Origin of the sequence: Enterococcus sp. DIV1368f (assembly GCF_051712245.1) — a bacterium.
In the GTDB taxonomy this organism is placed as follows: Bacteria; Bacillota; Bacilli; order Lactobacillales; family Enterococcaceae; genus Enterococcus; species Enterococcus faecalis.
On sequence record NZ_JBIOON010000001.1, the window covers coordinates 428,470 to 446,440 of the forward strand.

The following is a 17,971-nucleotide window of genomic DNA, read 5'->3' on the forward strand; positions in this document are numbered from 1 at the left end:
TGTCGTTTGGAAACTGAAGCAAGTTCGATTATTGCTTCAGTTTTCGCTTTCCATAAAAGGAGGTTTTCATATGAAATCAACGAAACCCACTGTTTCGTTCGCTGAAAGTTTAGGCATTTTGATTGCCTTGTTAGCGATTCTCGGGTACTTAATTATTGGTCAAAAATTAACCCCTCACATACCGATTCTTTTTGTATTCATGTTGTTGTTGCTTTATGGCAAATGGAAAGGATTTTCTTGGGATGAGATCCACGAGGGCATTGTGGAAGGGATTAAACCAGGGATCATTCCGATTATTATTTTCTTGCTGATAGGTGTCTTAGTTGCTACTTGGATTTTATCTGGGACGATTCCAACAATTATGGTCTATGGTTTTAAAATTATCTCAGTGAAGTTCTTCTTACCAACCGTTTTTGTGGTCTGTGCACTAGTTGGTGTGACGGTAGGGAGCTCCTTTACGACTGTTTCAACTATGGGGATTGCCTTTCTAGGTATTGGACATATTCTTGGATTCGACAATGCGATGACAGCTGGTGCAGTTGTTTCAGGTGCCTTTTTGGGGAACAACATTTCACCGTTATCTGATACAACAAACTTAGCTGCTGGAATTGGTGGCGTGAACCTTTTTGAACATATACTAAACATGATGTACACTGTTATTCCGGCGTTTATTATTTCGATTGTCGGCTATATCTTCTTGGGGCATCAATCTGGTTCGGCGGATTTACAATCGGTTGATGCAATGGTCCAAACGTTACATCAAGGATTCTGGATTTCACCGATAACATTGTTGCCAGTAGCGGTTTTATTCTTATTCGCTTGGAAAAAGGTACCGGCTATTCCAACGTTACTAGTCGGCTCTACAGTGGCGGTCATCTTAGCTTTTATAAATGATCATCACCTAAGTTTAGCGAAAGTTTCTACCATCTTAATGAGTGGTTATGTGGCAGATACAGGGGATCAAAGTATTGATACACTTTTATCTCGTGGTGGGATTGAAAGCATGTTAGGTTCTGCTGCGTTGATTATTTTGGCATTAGGTTTAGGCGGTTTGTTGATTAAGTTTAACATCGTGGCTACTTTAATTGATAAAATTAAAGGTTATGTGAATAATCCAGCCAAATTAATCGCTTTAACTGCCTTAAGTTCTGTGGGAATTAACTTACTAGTTGGCGAACAATATTTGTCAATTATTTTACCAGGGGAAACATTTAAATCCTCATTTACTCGTTTAGGTATTGATAAAAAATATTTAACTCGTACTTTGGCAGATGCTGGGGCGGCAGTCAACTCGTTAATTCCTTGGGGAGTTAGTGGTACCTTCATTATGGGAACGTTAAAAGTTGGTGCACTAGAATACTTACCATATGCCTTTTTCCCATTGCTTTGTCCCATTATCACCGTCATTTTGGGGATATTCTTAAAAAAACAACAAGGGGAAAACAAAAAAGCACCAGGGACTAACGTTGAATTGTGAGTTTTTTCAGATAATTAAACAATTGGTTACGATTGAACCTCAGTGTATCTACTGATTGGTTCAATCGTTTTTTCGTCACAGATTTTTTACAATTCTTCATATAATCTTTGAAGCTCCTTAAAGGCAATTTAATTATTCTAAGTTATGATACAAAGGATCAATCAAATAGGTGGATGAACGTGGTGTTAAACTCATAGAGACTAACAGTAGTTTATTCTTGCTCAATGTTGAGGTGTAGGTTCGAATCCTACCGTCCACTTTCTGTTATTTAAACCAACTAGAACGAAACACAAACAAGTGACGGATACACATGATTAAGGTACAATAAGGGTAGGGAAAACAAGGAGGAATTCTTATGAAAAAGATAGGGCTTATTTCTAGTGCTTTTCTTTTAACCCTTGCTTTAGCAGCATGTGGCGGCGGAAAAAGTACAGAAAATACGGATAGTCGTTCCAGTGCTGCGGAAAGTACCACAGTCGAGAGTACAAAAGCATCTGCTACAAAAGAATCAAGTAGCAAAGCAGCAACAAAATCTAGTGATGCGAAACCGTCAGGAACAACAACAGCTGATTCGAAAGCAACAGCTTCTTCTACGAAGGAAGCGGCAAATAATGGCTCAGCAGAGAAGCAATCACCAGCGAAAAATGCGAATCCAGATGACCAAGCCAACCAAGTGCTTAACCAGCTAGCAAACATGTTTCCTGGTCAAGGCTTACCGCAGGCAATTTTAACGAGTCAAACGAATAACTTTTTAACTGCAGCGACAACATCACAAGCAGATCAAAACAATTTCCGTGTTTTATATTATGCAGAAAAAGAAGCGATTCCAGTGAATGATGCACGTGTTAATCAGTTAACGCCAATTAGTTCTTTTGAGAAAAAAACATATGGCTCTGATGCCGAAGCAAAAAATGCAGTGAACCAAATCATTGACAATGGCGGTCAACCAGTAGATTTAGGTTACAATATCACTGGTTATAAACAAGGGGCGGCAGGTTCTAGTTACTTATCTTGGCAAGAAGGCAATTGGAGTTTAGTCGTACGGGCCTCAAATATCAATGGTGAATCGCCTGATGATTTAGCGAAAAATGTTGTCAATATTTTGGAACAAGAAACATTACCAGCACCGAATACCGTTGGTCAAATCACACTGAACGTGGCAGGAACCACTGACTATAATCGCAACTCAGTAGTTTGGCAAGCCGGTACAGTCGTTTACTCTGTTCATCATTTTGACCCAATTCAAGCAGTGAAGATGGCAACATCAATGTAATTAATAAAAAGAAAGCGTGCGACAATGCCCATTGTCGCACGCTTTCTTTTATTATTTTTGTTCTGTATAACCTTGTGACTCCACCAATTCTTGGCTTTTCTTCATGCTGATTCCCTTAGAAGAATCGCCATCAATCTGGATACCATCCACTTTTTTGGCTTTATCATAATCAAGTTTTTCATAATTAATCGTCAATTTTTCGATGGCTTGTTTGTCCTCATAGGTCAGTTTGTAATCAAGCCCTTTGATGTCCTCATATTGTTTAGAAACGGGTTCCAACGCTGTTTTTGCCTCTTCTTTTGTAATCCCCAACTTGTCATAAGAAACAATGTTTTTAGCCGTTTGCGTTAAGACTTTATCTCCTTGGTACGTATAGGTTAAGGTGGAATCAATCCCATCTTGTGGCGAACCTACAAAGGTTTTTGTCTCTATTTTTGAACCGCAACTTGCAAGAAAAAATACCCCAATAAAAATTAAAAATACGCGTAAAAACTTTTTCATTTCTAGATAACCTCCTTTAGCTGTTTATTCTTGACTGTAACATAACACGGCAAATAATTACTGTTAAGTAGAAAGCTTGTGAGAAGTCCAGCAAATAAAACTAAATAAAAAACTTGCCTCTTCATTTTTATGAGAAGAGGCAAGTTTTTTATTTAGTAATATCACTTAAATCTGGTTGTGAGTGAGCCAACCGACTGGCAGCCGCAGCCGCAATTGCGCCCACGATATCATCCAAGAATGTGTGGACATGTTCGCCATCATGCGCATTTAACTCTTTTAAAATGCCTGGTTTTACCTTGTCGATATACCCATAGTTCGTAAAACCGATAGATCCATAAACATTTACAATGGAGAGCGCCATAATTTCATCAATGCCATAAAGCCCTTCATCTTCCGTTAAAATTTCTTGTAACGGTGAAAGTAGCTTGTTTTCTTCCGCCAGAATATCCAGTTGGACACCTGTAATAATCGCGTTGTGTACTTCACGCTTTGTTAACACGGCATCAACACTTTCTAAACAAGTATCTAATGTTAAATTATCAATATAATCTTTTTGTAAAAATAACACAAGTTCAGCTAAATCATTCATTGTTACGCCACGTTCTTGCAATAAACGACGTGCGCTATTTTCTAACGTATCTCCTTGGATTACCATTTTTTGTCCTCCTAATTTCTGCTTTAGTTGAAGTTCTTCTTTCATGGTACCAAAAAGAACGATAAAGGGGAATTAGAATCTATTTTGGTAGAGAATAATTTAGTTGAAGTGTTATTTTTAGTTAAAAATTACTAAGCGTTCGGTTGTAACGATGCCATCACTTGTTTTAATTGTGTCACTGATTTTTGGAAGAGTTCTTTTTCAGCAGCATTCAGATTCAATTCAATAATGTCAGTCACACCTTGATTGCCAACGACTGCAGGAATCCCTGTAAATACATCTTGTTGCCCATATTGCCCATCTAAGTAAGCTGAGACAGGTAAAATAGCTTGTTCATTATTTAAAATGGCTTTAACAATGCGTGCAGTACTCATACCAATCCCATAATAGGTCGCTTGTTTGCGATCGATAATTTCATAAGCTGTATTTTTCACTTTATCAGAAATGATTGGTAAATCGTCACTAGTTAAGCGCTCTGTCGTATCCACAATTTCTAAAATAGGTTTTGTTCCAATCATGGTATGAGACCAGACAGCCACTTCAGAATCCCCGTGTTCGCCAATAATATAGCCGTGAACATTGCGTGGATCAATCGCTAAACGTTGAGACAGTTCTTTGCGGAAACGAGTTGTGTCCAAAGTTGTACCAGTTCCAATTACTCTTGAAACAGGTAAACCAGAAGCTTGCCAAGCCACATAAGTCAGTACATCGACAGGATTTGAGGCAATCACTAAAATTCCATCAAAACCAGATTTCATGATATTGTTAACAATTGTTTTCATAATTTCTGCATTGATTGAAACCAAATCTAGACGACTTTGCCCAGGTTTTTGATTAGCGCCAGCTGTAATCACGACGATATCGGCATCTTGGCAGTCTTGATAGTCGCCAGCCCAGACGTTTACATTTTCTTGACCCCAAGACACACCATCTAATAAGTCAATTGCTTCGCCTTCAGATTTGGCTTTGTCAATATCAACTAAGATTAATTCATTCGCAATCCCTTGGTTGATCATGGAATAGGCAATACTTGTGCCAACAAAACCAGTACCAATAATTGCGACTTTTTTGTTAAATACTTTCATCGTTCATCTCTTCTTTCTGTAATATTTCTTTCTTAGTGAATTATATCACGAACTTTTTAGGTGTGGTTATACCAATCTGTAATAGTCTTTATTAACAATTTAAATAAGGGAAGCGTGTTTTTTTTGTTATGATAAGAGTAGGAAAATAGAGAAGATAAGGAGGCAAAATGACAACGACAACAGTGTATTATGCAAGCAATAATGAAAAACAGCCGAACCGTTTTCAACTAGTTATCGGTAGCTGTAGCTATGAACTTCCCAAAATAGAAATCTACGAAATTCTGGAATGTATCGCTTTAGCATATGGCTATCAAAAAGAACCATTCATTGAAGAACAAATAGAATGTTTTGTTAAAGGCAACCGTTGTATACATGTTTCCCAACAAGCGACGACGTTGACTTTTGTTGTGAATGATCTGCGTTTAGTAATGGAAAAACAATGCCGAAATCACGAAGAAGTCTTTCAAGAAGTCAATCATATTTTATTGAATATTTTTGAGGAGACCCCTTGTGTTTTTCTCGAAAAGTAGGGAAGAAGGATTAAGATGAAACAGGTGAAAATAACAACTACCTCAGACTTGATTAATGGCGGCTGCAATGCCTGTCCGAATGTGAAGTGTACGAATTATCTTGTTCATGTAGAAGATGAAACAATTGCGTTAGAAACGCTAACTGTTGCAGATTTAGTAACCTTATTAGCACTCAAAGAAGGGTTTCGTCAAAAATTAGTTATGGAAATGTTCGAAGAATATACGGTGTTTGAAAGGGAAACTCATCAAGTTGTATTCAAGGAAGAGGAAACGAGAATTCTTTTTCAATCAAAAAAACAGACCATTCAAAGCACTCTTTTGTGTAAAGAGCCACAACAAGTGTTCCAAGAAACCCAGCAAATTTTACACCAACTATTTGAGTTAGAACCTTTTGAATTTGAATTGGTAGAGGAAACTGATAAATAAAAAACAGGAAAACGATTTAGCGAAAGCTAAGTCGTTCTCCTGTTTTTTAGGCTTGTCGTTCACGAATTTTTTCAACGATTCGGTTATAAACTTCAGAGAAGGAAGTGTTGGCATGGTGATCGGTCTGGACAATGAAAATTTTTCGAGAAGCAAAGGACTGATCAATTGGTTGCCAAGGGATCTCATCGGAAATAGATAATCGAGAAACAATTGATTGCCCAATGTTATTTTTTAGTAATTGTAACAGGACTTCGTTGTTGTTTAATTCGATAATTGGTAAGTTGATGCTGTGTTCGTTGAGATAAAGCTCATTGAAAAAACGTAAGCCAGAGTTCTTTTCTCTTAAGAGCCAAAATTTTGAAGCGGCATCTCCTGCTAGAACTAGTTGGTCTTCATAAACAATTTCTTTGTGTAGATTTTTGGTTTCAATGGGTTTTTCAATTAGTCCAATGTGGGCATGATTATTTTGAACCATATCCACGACTTCGTTTGAATTCATCAGTTGAATTGAAAAGTTGATGAGTGGAAAAGCGGTAACCAAACTCTCCATAATATCTGGCAATAAATAAATAGCAACTGTATTTGAAGAGGCTATAATGCAGTCTTCTTTAAAATTCTCTTTTTCTGCAGCTTGCGCAAAAGAAGTAGTTAAGCTTTCAATAATCGAGAGCATTTTTGGATATAAAAAATCAGCTTCTTTGGTAGGAATAACCGATTGTTTTCCATTACGATAGAACAGCTTGATCGAAAAGTGTTGCTCTAATTTCTTGATTTGCAAAGAAACAGTTGGCTGAGAAATATACAATTGTTTGGCCGCCGCACTAAAATTTTTGGTTTCATACACAGCAATAAATGTTTTGATCCATTCGAACATAAAATCGCCTCTTTCTATTTACTATCTTAATAGTTGGTATTGCAAATATTTATTTTACAAATATAAATATTTCATTTAGTATAATAACATACTTTTGATTAATATCAATAATAATAAATAAAGACGGAGTGTGACTACATAATGGTAGAAAGTGCGAAAAAATTCTTGCGGAAAGTCCCGATTCCCATTTGCGGACTAATTTTAGGGATGGTTTCTTTGGGGAATTTACTTTATTCCTTGGGATATGCAACAATTGGGACCATTTATTGTGTACTTGGCAGTCTCTTAATGATTTTAGTTATTTTAAAAATTATTTTTACAATGAAACATGCATTAAGCACCTTAGATGATCCAATTATTGCTTCGGTATCACCAACATTTACAATGGCTTTAATGGTTATCTGTGTTTTCTTAGATCGGATATTTACCAATGCTGCTTGGATTAACGTGTTGTGGATTGGCGCAGTGATTTTACATTTTATTTTAATGATTTATTTTGTAGCGGTGCATATTTTTCCAACAAAAATCGAACTGGAACATATTTATCCAAGCTGGTTTATTACGTTTGTCGGCATTGGCGTTATTCCTAATACTTCTCAATTGTTTATCAATGAGTTGGGAAAAATTGTTTTTTGGGTAGCGTTGTTCTTTTATTTACTCTTGTTACCAATTTTAATCAAGAGAATTACGAAGTCGAAAGAAATGCCTGAATCGACCATTCCTTTATTGACGATTATGACAGCGCCAGGTTCGTTATGTTTAGCTGGCTATATTTCAATGGGTGGTCATTTGTATATGCCATTAGTTGTTTTCTTGCTAATTTTATCTCAATGTATTTATGGGATTGTAGTAGTGAATCTATATAAAATTATGCAAGTGACATTCTATCCAAGTTATGCTGCCTTTACATTCCCATTAGTGATTTCTGCGACAGCATTAGTCAAAGTTAAACCTTTATTTGCAGAAAAGGTAGGCCTAACGAGTCTGTTAAATATTTTGTCTACTTTTGAACTTTTATTAGCTGTGGCTATTGTAAGTTATGTGTTCATTCGATATTGCATTTTTTTATTCCAAAGAGAAAATAACACGAAAAAAGTGGAATTAAATTAAAAAAGAGAGGAAGCAAAGAGGTGAAGAAACTATTAATTACTGGAGGAGCTGGCTTTATTGGTTCTAATTTGGCTAATTTTTATAGTCAACAGTATCAAGTTTTTGTGATTGATGATTTGTCCATGGGGCGAGTGTCAAATTTGCAACAAACTGAGCAGTTGGTTTTTATTAAAGGAAGTGTGACGGATCAGCAATTATTGGACGAAGTACTTTCAAAGCATTCGTTTGAGTATATCTTTCATCTTGCGGCCGTGGCAAGCGTGGCAAGTTCTGTGGCACAGCCTCTAGAGACCCACGAGGTCAATTTTTTAAGTGTATTGAAAATACTGGAATCAATAAAAAAATATCAAAAAAAGCTCAAACGTTTTGTTTTTGCTTCGTCGGCAGCCGTTTACGGTGCAGAGCCAACGTTGCCTAAAAGAGAAACTTCGGTGATTTGCCCTTTGAGTCCCTATGCTATTGATAAGTTTGCTGCTGAACGTTATGTTCTCAATGAATACCATTTACACGGGGTACCCACGAGCGCAGTTCGCTTCTTTAACGTCTATGGTCCCAATCAAAATCCTGCTTCACCCTATTCTGGTGTCCTGTCCATTTTGATGGATCGTTATATCCAGTTAGAACAAGAGCAAGCGAGCCAATTTCAAATATTTGGAGATGGTCAGCAAACACGTGACTTTATCTACATTGATGATGTCCTAACTGCATTAAATTTAGTAGCAACCAAAAGTGAAGCGTTGGGACATGTTTATAATGTGGGTACCGAAGTTGCCATTTCTCTTAATCAATTAATTGAAGAAATGAACCAATTAGTGGGACTTTCTTTGCCAGTTTCTTATCAAAAGGAACGAGATGGCGATATAAAATATTCTCTTTCAGATAGTTCTGCTTTGAAAGGCTTAGGTTTTTCACCCGTTTATTCAATTCAAGAAGGACTTCAAAAATATCTTAAGTTTACCCATAATACCCAAAATAGATAAAAAAAGACGAGACTTATTTGTTAAGTCTCGCCTTTTTTTGTGCAAATGTTTCGCCCCAATGGCAAAGTGAAGAGAGGGCATCGTAAAGAGCATATCCCTCCGGAGTGAGCGTATATTCCACACGCGGGGGCAGTTCGTTAAAGGATTCTCGATGGACTAGGCCATCTTTTTCCATTTCTCTCAAGCGATCTGTCAGGACGCGCTGAGTGATTCCGTCGAGCGCACGCATCAATTCACCGTTGCGCTTGGTTCCTTGGAATAATTCATCCATTAATGATAATTTCCATTTGCCGTTAATGGTGGAAAGGGCTAAGTTGATACTGGTTTGTTTATCAGTTGTCATAGTTTCTCCTTGTGACACGTAATGGTTACTTTTATCTTCCTAGGTGAATAAAAAGTGCGTACTTTTTTTCTCCATCATAGTGAGTAATAATAACTATGTCAAGTAAGGCAAGAGGAAGGAAGAAGAAATATGATGTATCAAGATGTTGTTCGCAGCCGCCGCTCAGTTCGGGATTTTATGCCAGATGTTGAGATTCCTAAAGAGGAATTAATGGCTATAATTGAGGAAGCGATGTTCGCGCCAAATAGTACCAATTTAAATTCATGGCGTTTTTTAATTGTCACAGAAAAAGAACAAAAAGAGGCCCTTTACGAAGTTTCGATGCAACAACCAGCAGTTAAAGGGGCAGCGGCGGTGATTATTTTATTAGGCGATTTGACTGCTTATACAGTGGCCAATGCAGATGAAATCAGTGCTAAAGCTGTCGCACAAGGAACGATGACGGAAGAAATTCGTCAAGGAATTAATGAAAATGTTTCTTGGTACTATGATGTTAGCGAAGAACAAAAAAGAGAGTGGCTAATGTTAGACCAAGGCTTAGTTGCAATGCAGCTGATGCTTTCTGCAAAAGATCGAGGCTATGATACTGTGGCGATGTCTGGTTTTGAAACAGAAGCGGTTCGCAAGTTATTTAATATTGAGGATCATTTAGTGAACGGACTGATTATTCCGATTGGCAAAGCTCAAACACCCGGCTTTGAAACAGTCCGACGAGATGTTTCAGAAGTAGTAACTTGGTTAGATTAAAAAGCTAAACAGTTCTGCAATTGCTGTTTATTAGATTTTGAGCGTGGAACAAACATCCAAAGTGATTGTTGTCCCACGTTCGTTTTTTTGTTGATCATCCGCTTTTGAGAATGGCCAGAGAAGACGTTTAGTGAACCAATTTTGAAAGAAAGTGATACACTAGAAGAAAAAGAAGTGGGGCGACCTTATGCGTTATGTCATAATGCAGTCACGAGATATTCGTGAAAATTTAGCAACGGAAGATTATCTATTAAACACTCTCTCTTTTGAAGAGCCCTTAGTGTTGTTCTATATTCAGGAACCCTGTGTTATTTTAGGCCGAAATCAAAATGCTTATGAAGAAATTGACTTAGCTTATGCTAGAGAGAAAGGAATCGTTATTACTCGCCGTTTATCGGGCGGTGGTGCTGTTTATGATGATCTCGGGAATGTCAGCTTTAGTTTTGTTGTTCAGGAAGGACATCAAGCTTTTGGGGATTTTAAAGCGTTCACTAAACCAATTATTGAAGCATTACATAAAATGGGCGCAACGGGGGCCGAGATTAGCGGTCGCAATGATTTATTAATTGATGGGAAAAAATTTTCTGGCAATGCCATGTATACAAAAAAGGGGAAGATGTATACTCATGGTACCTTGATGTATGATGTTGATTTGGCAGAAGTTCAACGTGTCTTAACTGTTTCTAAGAAAAAAATTGAATCAAAAGGGACAAAATCTGTTCGGGGACGCGTAACCAATTTACGGCCGTACTTAGACGAAAAATATCAAAAATTAACCATTGAGGAATTTCGCAATCGTTTACTGATGGAGCTCTTTGATGTCGAATCTCTAACTGAAATTGCGGAGAAAGAATATGTCCTAACCAAAGCAGATCAGCAGGAAATTAGGAAATTGGTCGCTGAAGTGTATGGCAATGAAGCTTGGATTTTTGGTGAAGCGCCTAAATTTACGATCAAAAAAGAAGAAAAGTTTAAAGGCGGCATTGTGGATGCACGTTTGACTGTTGAAAAAGGTAAAATAATTGAGTTAACGATTTATGGTGATTACTTTGCCAAAAAAGAAACAGCGGAAATCGTTGCGGCTTTATTAGGTGTGGACTATCAGTATTCATCAATTTGGCAAGCATTAGCAGCGTTTAACTTTGAAGACTACTTTGTAAATATCACCAAAGAAGAATTTGTTCATTTATTGGTGGATTAATAAACGTGCTGGGACAAAAGTTAAAGAATCTTTTGTCCCAGCACGTTTATTTAATGATGGTTGGCTCTTGCTAGAAAAATTTCCCATGAACGTCCCAATTGCCAGTATCTTTGGCTTTTTTCAATGTTTGCATTCGACGGAAGCCAACAGGATGATCGGATAAGAAGTTACTCAATTTAAGCCAGATGGTATCATCATGTAAATCAATACTGTGAAAGTATTCTTCTAAATCCACACGACTGCCCATGTATTTTCCTGAAAATAAATAAATCATGCTTAAAGCACCTTCTTCTGCGTAGTATAAACCTGCGCGATCAGCGGTATATTCTTGCGTTCTTGTAAAACTTTTATCTAACGCAACTGGTTTCAAAATAATGGATAACATTAGCCGCCATAAATTAGTGTGTCCACATTTATGGTGTCCTAGCTCGTGTGCCAAAATAAAGCGAATCAGCGAAAAATCGCCTGTATTGTACGCGATGTCCAACAAATCACTGTGAATGACAACATAGCGTCTGTGTAAAGAGCATTTTGCCGCAAAAGCGTTTAAGACACCATTCCCGTTGATTAAATAAAGACGTGGCATCCTTAATTTTTTAGTGCCAAAGCCCATTTCTTTTGCCAAATCAATATACAAGGAATAAATTTCTGGTAACTGATTTTCTGTAATTTCCACTCCGTTAGAAGCAGTGTCCATGTACATATAACGAATGGTAAAAAAAGCAATGACTGGCGCAATTGGTGCAATTAAGACAATTAATAACCAGTCAGGAATCGGCAAATCACTCAATATCAATAAGGCAACTAACCCCAATGCGAAAAACAATAAAACAAAACCAATGATAATCATTGGTACTTCAAAACGATAACGTAACTTAGCAACAGAAATTTCTTTCTTTTTTTCCTGCGGTTGACACATAAACATTCCTCCCCAAACATTTCCCAAACACTTTTTCAAATAAAATGACTTATCTGTTACTTCTAATATACCATTGGTTAATCGATAATGACAATGGTGGGAACTTGAATAAAGGTAATTATATCAAGTGATTAATGAAATGGACTCGTTGTACGCGGGGAATTGGTCTATCTTGATTAAATAAAATTTTAATAATCTAACTGTTTTAGACGTAATAAAGTAGTTTCTGGAGTTAATTTTTTTATAACATACAAACGCAAAATCGCATGTTCAATTTTTTGTTCTTCTGGCGATAGCGCCGAATTTATATAGGATAACTTCTCGATTAAATAGGTTAAAAATGAGCCAGCACCTTGGCTGCCCACTAAAAAGCCCATTTCTTCCGTTTCGGTTAATTGTTGTTTTTTTAAGTGGTAAATTTCTTGTGCAAGTGCCCCCGAGATAATGATTTCATCCGTTTGCTTGTTCAAATTCGTTAGTAAGTCGCTTTTTGTTGCTACTGTAACAGTTTCCATTGCACTCATCCTTTGCTTTTATATGATACATCTAGTATAACATGGTCTCACTTTTTTTTATTTTTCCTCTTGCTCTGGTACGCGTTTCATAAGGTAAGCTAGGTGTATCAAAATATTGGAGGGCATGAAAATGAATGTTATAGTGGAGATAAGCGATAGACTTGGTATGGATTACTATTTTGTCTCGGTGACTACGACGGCCAAAAGTCTGCAGTTAAATAGTCCCAAAAAATACTATAAGATTTGGCATCAAGAAATTCCGTACCATCAGATAACGGAGTGGCACTTGACACAGCAGGAGGATATTCAGGAAATTTCTTTTGCTTGGCAGGAGACCTTTTATCGTTTTGTTGATTACGGGACAGGGATTGTGCCTTATTTAACTCAATTTTGTAAAGTAATGAGGTGAAAGTATGACAACAATTCGAGAAATTGCGCGCCTTTCAGGATCTTCAGTTACGACTGTTTCGCGTGTGATTAATCATCATCCGTATGTTTCTGAGGAAAAACGACTGAAAATCCAAGCAATTATCGATGAGTTGGGCTATAAGCCCAATATATTAGCGAGAAATCTTAGCTTTGGGAAAAGTAACACATTAGGTGTCATGGTTCCTTATACGAATCAACCTTATTTTGATGCTATTTTAAGTGGGATTATCCACCAAGCATTTCAGCAAGGGATGATGGTCAGTTTATTACCAACGGATTATGATAAAGAAGTTGAAAAAAGTTACTTGGAAAAAATGGGCACGGGTGCGTTTGATGGCATGATTGTTTTGTCAAAGGCAAATCCTTTAAGTGTGTTTGCTCCGTATAAAGAGCAAGTTGTTTTTTGTGAAAAAATAGAAGACCCTAGTTATGCTAGTATCTATATCGATCGTTTAACCGTTTATCGGCGGGTCTTCCAAGCGTTGAAACAACAAGGATGTAGTGAAGTGGCAATTACGATTAACCGTGCACCAGAAAAAAGTACAAGCGCACGCTATTTAGTTGACGCATATCAGGAAATTTATGGAGTGATTCCTGAAAATCGGTTATTTAAGGACTGTTTAACCTATGAAGATGGGTGTGAAGTAGGACGTCACTGTGGGCAAGATCCAACGCTCCAAGCGGTTGTGACCAACGGTGATGAAATTGCCGCAGGGATTCAAGCCGTTATTGAAAGACCACTCTTTTTAGTGGGGCAGGAACAAACCTTATTAAGTGAAATTTTAAATTTTTCAACAATCTGTCATCCATTAATGGAATTAGGGGAAAAAGCCACACACTTATTTCAAGAAAAACGGCCAAAAACGATTCAATTGACTTCTACATTTATTAATCGACAACCAGATTTTTCTTTTTCTTAGAAAAAAGCTGGTTGTTTTTTCTTTGGTAGAATAAGGTTTTTCGCTAAAAAATAAAAAAACTTACAAAAAGTAAGACAAAAAGCTTTACTTACTTTTTGTAAGGTAGTATAGTAAGCATGTAAACAAAATTAAATGAATTTACTGAGGAAATTCGAAAGGATGAACATATTATGTCAAAATTTACTGAAATGATGAAAAACCGTCGTTCAATCTATGCTTTAGGAGAAAACTTACCAATTTCAAAAGAAGAAGTAACTGCTTTAGTAAAAGAAGTTGTTAGAGAAAGTCCAACAGCTTTTAACTCTCAAACACAACGCGTTGTGTTCTTATTCGGCGATGCTCACAAAAAATTATGGGCAATGACTGAAGATGCCTTAAAACCATTAACTCCAGCAGAAGCATTTCCAAACACACAAGCTAAATTACAAGGTTTTGCAGCTGGTGCGGGCACAATTTTATTCTTTGAAGATACAGATATCGTGAAAAACTTACAAGATAGCTTCCCATTATATGCGGATAACTTCCCTGTTTGGTCTGAACAAGCAACTGGTTTAACACAAGCAAACGTTTGGACTGCCTTAGCGCAAGAAAATATCGGCGCAAACTTACAACACTACAACCCAGTCATTGACGAAGCGGTTGCTGCAGAATGGTCAATTCCTGCAAACTGGAATTTACGTGCACAAATGGTTATTGGTTCCATTGAAGCGCCAGCTGGCGAAAAAGAATATATGGAAGATAGTGCTCGTTTTAAAGAATTCAACTAAATCATTGCTTTAGTAAAACGAAGAGGAAAGGAGTGAAAGCAAATGGTTCAAGCATTACCAAGTAATATTGGGATTCAACAAGTCACTTTGAAAGTGGCTGATTTAGATAAAATGGTAAACTTTTATACGAAAACAATTGGCTTAAAACTTTTAAAACAAGGAGAGGGACGTGCTTGGCTAGCGCCACAAGGCACCAACGATGCAATTCTTGTCTTAAAAGAACTAACAGCTGGGGAAGAAAATCAGGGTACCACTGGCTTGTACCATATTGCTTTCCTGCTACCAACCCGCAAAGATTTAGGCAATATGTTGCTGTGGCTTTTGCAGGAAAATGTGCAAATTGGCGCAGCAGATCATGGCTATAGTGAAGCCCTTTACTTAAGTGATCCAGAAAATAATGGCATCGAAATTTATTGGGATAAACCAGAAGAAGTCTGGGATATTCGTCCAAATGGTGAAATTATCGGTGTGACAGAAGAATTAGACGGTGATAGTTTAGCTGCAGAAGCTGACGGTCACTGGCTAGGAATTTCCGAAGGTTCTAAAATTGGGCACATTCATTTGAAAGTGGCCGATTTAGATGCCACTGAAACGTTCTATAAAAACTTAGGGTTTGGCTTAAAGTCTAACTTTGGTCAACAAGCGAAGTTTTTTGCAGCGGGTCAGTACCATCATCATATTGGGACAAATACATGGAGCGGAAAACAGCTGCCAACGATTCAAGAAAATCAATTTGGCTTAGAAAATTATACCTTCCGTTTACCAACTGCGGCAGATTTAGAGATCGTCCAAGCCAATGCGGAAGAAGCAAAGTTACATTTTATTGCCAAAGATCATTTACTTGCGTTAGAAGATCCTAGCGGCATGATTATTCAATTTACCTATTAAAACCACTCTTAAACTAGCCCTTCGTTAGAAAATGAAGGACTAGTTTTTTTGTCTTGTTTGCATTATTTTGCATTTGTTTGCAAAATAATGCAAAAGATGCTATCTTTACTTAGAAGAGGTGAGGAAGCATGTTGATTGAAGAACGTTTAGCCAAGATTCAAAAAATAGTGAATGAACAAAAAAGTATTTCCATGGAAGCGTTAGCGGAGCAAGTCTCCGTTTCAAAAGATACTATTCGACGAGATTTAATTCGTTTAGAAAAGGAAGGACATTTAAAGAGAACGCATGGTGGCGCTATCTCAGTGCAGTCTGAAGCAACTATTTATGATTATGCTCAACGAATAATGAAGCATCCAGAGAAAAAACAAGCCATTGCCCAAAAAGTTTGGGCAAATATTCCCAAACAAGCGTCCATTTTTTTTGATTCATCAACCACGGTGGAAGCAGCTATTCGAGCGATGGAAAATAGTCCGGTTCACGCGATCACGAACTCTCTCAGTCATGCGCTACTTCTAGCGCAAATGGATCAAACAAAAATTACAGTATTACCTGGGCAACTGCATAAACAACAACTCTTTTTGTTTGGGGCAGAAACAGTCGCTAAGGTTGGGGAATTTGCCCCCGACTATACATTATTGGGTGTGTTTGCGTTATCTGAACAAGGATTATTTATTCACACAGAAGAAGAAGGTCAAGTCAAACGGCGAATGATTCAACAAGGCAAACAAGTCATTGCCTTAGCAGACCAAACGAAATTAAACAAAACGGGTTTATTTAAAATTTGCGAATTAACAGAAATTGATTGTTTAGTGACAGATACACGACCTGATGAAAAATTCTGTGAACAGTTAGCGCAAGCAGGCGTAACGTTGATTGTCGCAGATGAATAATGGAGGATAATAATGAAGCGAAAAATTAATTATACACATATTGCTGAACCTACTGTTTTTGAGAATGTTTTTCCAACGTATTTGACGAATGAAACGATGATGGCGCGCAAGCAGAAAGTATTACAACGAATGGAAACAGAAAAATTCGATCAATTGGTCTTCTATGCAGACAAAGAGCATGGCAGTAATTTTGAATACTTAACTGGCTTTATTCCGAGGTTTGAAGAAGGACTCCTTGTGTTAAATAAGGATGGTGCGGCGACACTTATTTTAGGCAATGAAAATTTAAAACTGTGCCAACATGCCCGCATCTCAGCTGATTTAATTCATTATCCAGCTTTTTCACTACCTAATCAACCAATGGCTGGGGAACAAAAGTTGTCGCAGATTTTTGAAACGCTTCTCGATGAAACTGCTCAAAAAATAGGTATCGTTGGGTGGAAAATGTTTACAACACAACAGCAAGAACCTGCTACTATGTTTGATGTGCCACATTTTATTGTCGAAGCACTGAAAAAAGCGCTGCCGAAAGAAGCTCGTTTACTAAATGGGACCCACTTATTGATTGGAGCAAAGGGGGCCCGCACAACAAATAATGCCAACGAATTGGCGCACTATGAATATGGGGCGAATTTGGCTTCTCGCGGTATGTTAAAGGCCTTAAATGCAATTGAAATAGGACAGCGTGAAACGGACATTGGGGCTTTGTTAAATGATGAAGGTCAAACGCCGACGGTAGTAACCATTGCGGCAACTGGTCAACGTTTTGAATATGCAAACATGTATCCGACTGCCAAAGAAATTCAGTTAGGTGATGCCTTATCATTAACTACAGGCTACAAAGGCGGCTTGTCTAGCCGAACAGGTTTTGTTATTGAAAACGAGCAGCAATTGCCAGAAGCGCAACGTGATTATTTAGAGCGCGTAGCAAAACCCTATTTTAAAGCTGTCGTTCACTGGCTTGAAACCATTCGAATCGGACTGTTAGGACGAGAAATGTACCAAGCAATTGAAGAACAGTTACCAAAAGAAATCTATCACTGGCATTTGAATCCTGGACATTTAGTTTCGGATGATGAATGGATGTCGTCGCCTATTTATCCAGATTCAGCCATTCGCTTGGAAAGTGGCATGCTCTTTCAAGTGGATATTATTCCTTCTGTACCTGGTTATACAGGGGTGAGTGCAGAAGAGTGTGTGGCTTTGGCTGATGAAACATTGCAAAAAGAGATTCAGCAAACTTATCCAGACATGTGGCAACGGATTACGACACGCAAAGCCTATTTAAAGGAGACATTAAAGATTGATTTACCATCGGAGGTTTTACCAATGTCTAATTTAGTTGGTTACTTACGGCCTTTTTATCTAGCTAAAGACAAAGCTTTGTGTGTAGAAAAACCAGCGCTTAAATGAATAGGCTCCTTTTTTTGAGTTTCTTTTG

General features: G+C 37.6%; 21 protein-coding genes. 14 read left to right on the forward strand and 7 right to left on the reverse strand.

All coding sequences use genetic code 11. From position 1 onward, the window contains the following. Positions 1-70: 70 nt before the first annotated feature. Entirely contained in the window at positions 71-1,477 is a 1,407-nt protein-coding gene (nhaC, locus tag IGL07_RS02210) for a Na+/H+ antiporter NhaC (RefSeq protein WP_002363118.1), read from the forward strand. 355 nt (positions 1,478-1,832) lie between these two features. Then, positions 1,833-2,750: a hypothetical protein gene (locus IGL07_RS02215; protein WP_002366131.1), complete on the forward strand. Its 918-nt coding sequence runs from the start codon at positions 1,833-1,835 to the stop codon at positions 2,748-2,750. A gap of 51 nt (positions 2,751-2,801) precedes the next feature. Here the strand turns inward: IGL07_RS02215 and IGL07_RS02220 are convergent, their stop codons facing one another. From IGL07_RS02220 to IGL07_RS02230, 3 genes are all read right to left on the reverse strand, one after another. After that, the gene (locus IGL07_RS02220) at positions 2,802-3,251 is read right to left on the reverse strand and encodes a YehR family lipoprotein (RefSeq protein WP_002355456.1); all 450 of its coding nucleotides are present in this window, start codon (positions 3,249-3,251) and stop codon (positions 2,802-2,804) included. A 148-nt stretch (positions 3,252-3,399) separates the two neighbouring features. Then, positions 3,400-3,906: a phosphatidylglycerophosphatase A family protein gene (locus IGL07_RS02225; protein WP_002355457.1), complete on the reverse strand. Its 507-nt coding sequence runs from the start codon at positions 3,904-3,906 to the stop codon at positions 3,400-3,402. Positions 3,907-4,037: 131 nt separating this feature from the next. Then, positions 4,038-4,991: an L-lactate dehydrogenase gene (locus IGL07_RS02230; RefSeq protein ID WP_002358635.1), complete on the reverse strand. Its 954-nt coding sequence runs from the start codon at positions 4,989-4,991 to the stop codon at positions 4,038-4,040. A 167-nt stretch (positions 4,992-5,158) separates the two neighbouring features. On the opposite strand from IGL07_RS02230, the gene IGL07_RS02235 reads away from it, so the two are divergent. Beyond that, entirely contained in the window at positions 5,159-5,521 is a 363-nt protein-coding gene (locus IGL07_RS02235; RefSeq protein WP_002366133.1) for a DUF4809 family protein, read from the forward strand. A gap of 15 nt (positions 5,522-5,536) precedes the next feature. After that, positions 5,537-5,947, forward strand: coding sequence for a DUF4809 family protein (locus IGL07_RS02240; RefSeq protein WP_002375889.1), 411 nt, complete (start codon positions 5,537-5,539; stop codon positions 5,945-5,947). A gap of 46 nt (positions 5,948-5,993) precedes the next feature. Here the strand turns inward: IGL07_RS02240 and IGL07_RS02245 are convergent, their stop codons facing one another. Next, complete coding sequence (locus IGL07_RS02245; protein ID WP_002355461.1) at positions 5,994-6,821, reverse strand: LysR family transcriptional regulator; 828 nt, start codon at positions 6,819-6,821, stop codon at positions 5,994-5,996. A 141-nt stretch (positions 6,822-6,962) separates the two neighbouring features. Between IGL07_RS02245 and IGL07_RS02250 the strand changes: the two genes are divergently transcribed. Together IGL07_RS02250 and IGL07_RS02255 are read left to right on the forward strand one after the other, a co-directional pair. Further along, positions 6,963-7,931, forward strand: coding sequence for a TDT family transporter (locus IGL07_RS02250; RefSeq protein WP_002355462.1), 969 nt, complete (start codon positions 6,963-6,965; stop codon positions 7,929-7,931). A gap of 20 nt (positions 7,932-7,951) precedes the next feature. Then, positions 7,952-8,911, forward strand: coding sequence for a GDP-mannose 4,6-dehydratase (locus tag IGL07_RS02255; RefSeq protein ID WP_010817028.1), 960 nt, complete (start codon positions 7,952-7,954; stop codon positions 8,909-8,911). A gap of 13 nt (positions 8,912-8,924) precedes the next feature. On the opposite strand, the gene IGL07_RS02260 is transcribed toward IGL07_RS02255, so the two are convergent. Next, positions 8,925-9,272 carry a winged helix-turn-helix transcriptional regulator gene (locus IGL07_RS02260; protein WP_002355464.1) on the reverse strand — a complete coding sequence of 116 codons (348 nt, stop codon included), beginning with the start codon at positions 9,270-9,272 and terminating at the stop codon, positions 8,925-8,927. A gap of 111 nt (positions 9,273-9,383) precedes the next feature. Between IGL07_RS02260 and IGL07_RS02265 the strand changes: the two genes are divergently transcribed. Together IGL07_RS02265 and IGL07_RS02270 are read left to right on the forward strand one after the other, a co-directional pair. Then, entirely contained in the window at positions 9,384-10,001 is a 618-nt protein-coding gene (locus IGL07_RS02265; protein ID WP_002355466.1) for a nitroreductase family protein, read from the forward strand. Positions 10,002-10,188: 187 nt separating this feature from the next. Continuing rightward, on the forward strand, positions 10,189-11,202 hold the full coding sequence (locus IGL07_RS02270) for a lipoate--protein ligase (RefSeq protein WP_002375893.1): 1,014 nt from the start codon (positions 10,189-10,191) through the stop codon (positions 11,200-11,202). 70 nt (positions 11,203-11,272) lie between these two features. Here IGL07_RS02270 and IGL07_RS02275 read toward each other — a convergent pair whose 3' ends face one another. Together IGL07_RS02275 and IGL07_RS02280 are read right to left on the reverse strand one after the other, a co-directional pair. Further along, complete coding sequence (locus tag IGL07_RS02275; RefSeq protein WP_002382951.1) at positions 11,273-12,127, reverse strand: M48 family metallopeptidase; 855 nt, start codon at positions 12,125-12,127, stop codon at positions 11,273-11,275. Between the two features lie 182 nt (positions 12,128-12,309). After that, the gene (locus IGL07_RS02280) at positions 12,310-12,645 is read right to left on the reverse strand and encodes a hypothetical protein (protein ID WP_002358645.1); all 336 of its coding nucleotides are present in this window, start codon (positions 12,643-12,645) and stop codon (positions 12,310-12,312) included. Between the two features lie 115 nt (positions 12,646-12,760). Here IGL07_RS02280 and IGL07_RS02285 point away from each other — a divergent pair, with 115 nt between their 5' ends. The 6 genes from IGL07_RS02285 (at position 12,761) to IGL07_RS02310 (ending at position 17,943) form a co-directional block, all read left to right on the forward strand. Continuing rightward, positions 12,761-13,045: a hypothetical protein gene (locus IGL07_RS02285; RefSeq protein WP_002366136.1), complete on the forward strand. Its 285-nt coding sequence runs from the start codon at positions 12,761-12,763 to the stop codon at positions 13,043-13,045. Positions 13,046-13,049: 4 nt separating this feature from the next. Next, positions 13,050-13,985, forward strand: coding sequence for a LacI family DNA-binding transcriptional regulator (locus IGL07_RS02290; RefSeq protein ID WP_010817029.1), 936 nt, complete (start codon positions 13,050-13,052; stop codon positions 13,983-13,985). Between the two features lie 170 nt (positions 13,986-14,155). After that, the gene (locus IGL07_RS02295; RefSeq protein WP_002355475.1) at positions 14,156-14,752 is read left to right on the forward strand and encodes a nitroreductase family protein; all 597 of its coding nucleotides are present in this window, start codon (positions 14,156-14,158) and stop codon (positions 14,750-14,752) included. Between the two features lie 42 nt (positions 14,753-14,794). Next, entirely contained in the window at positions 14,795-15,640 is an 846-nt protein-coding gene (locus IGL07_RS02300; RefSeq protein WP_002358647.1) for a VOC family protein, read from the forward strand. Positions 15,641-15,768: 128 nt separating this feature from the next. Further along, the gene (locus tag IGL07_RS02305) at positions 15,769-16,530 is read left to right on the forward strand and encodes a DeoR/GlpR family DNA-binding transcription regulator (protein WP_010817030.1); all 762 of its coding nucleotides are present in this window, start codon (positions 15,769-15,771) and stop codon (positions 16,528-16,530) included. Positions 16,531-16,542: 12 nt separating this feature from the next. Further along, positions 16,543-17,943 carry a M24 family metallopeptidase gene (locus IGL07_RS02310; RefSeq protein ID WP_010817031.1) on the forward strand — a complete coding sequence of 467 codons (1,401 nt, stop codon included), beginning with the start codon at positions 16,543-16,545 and terminating at the stop codon, positions 17,941-17,943. Positions 17,944-17,971: the final 28 nt, after the last annotated feature.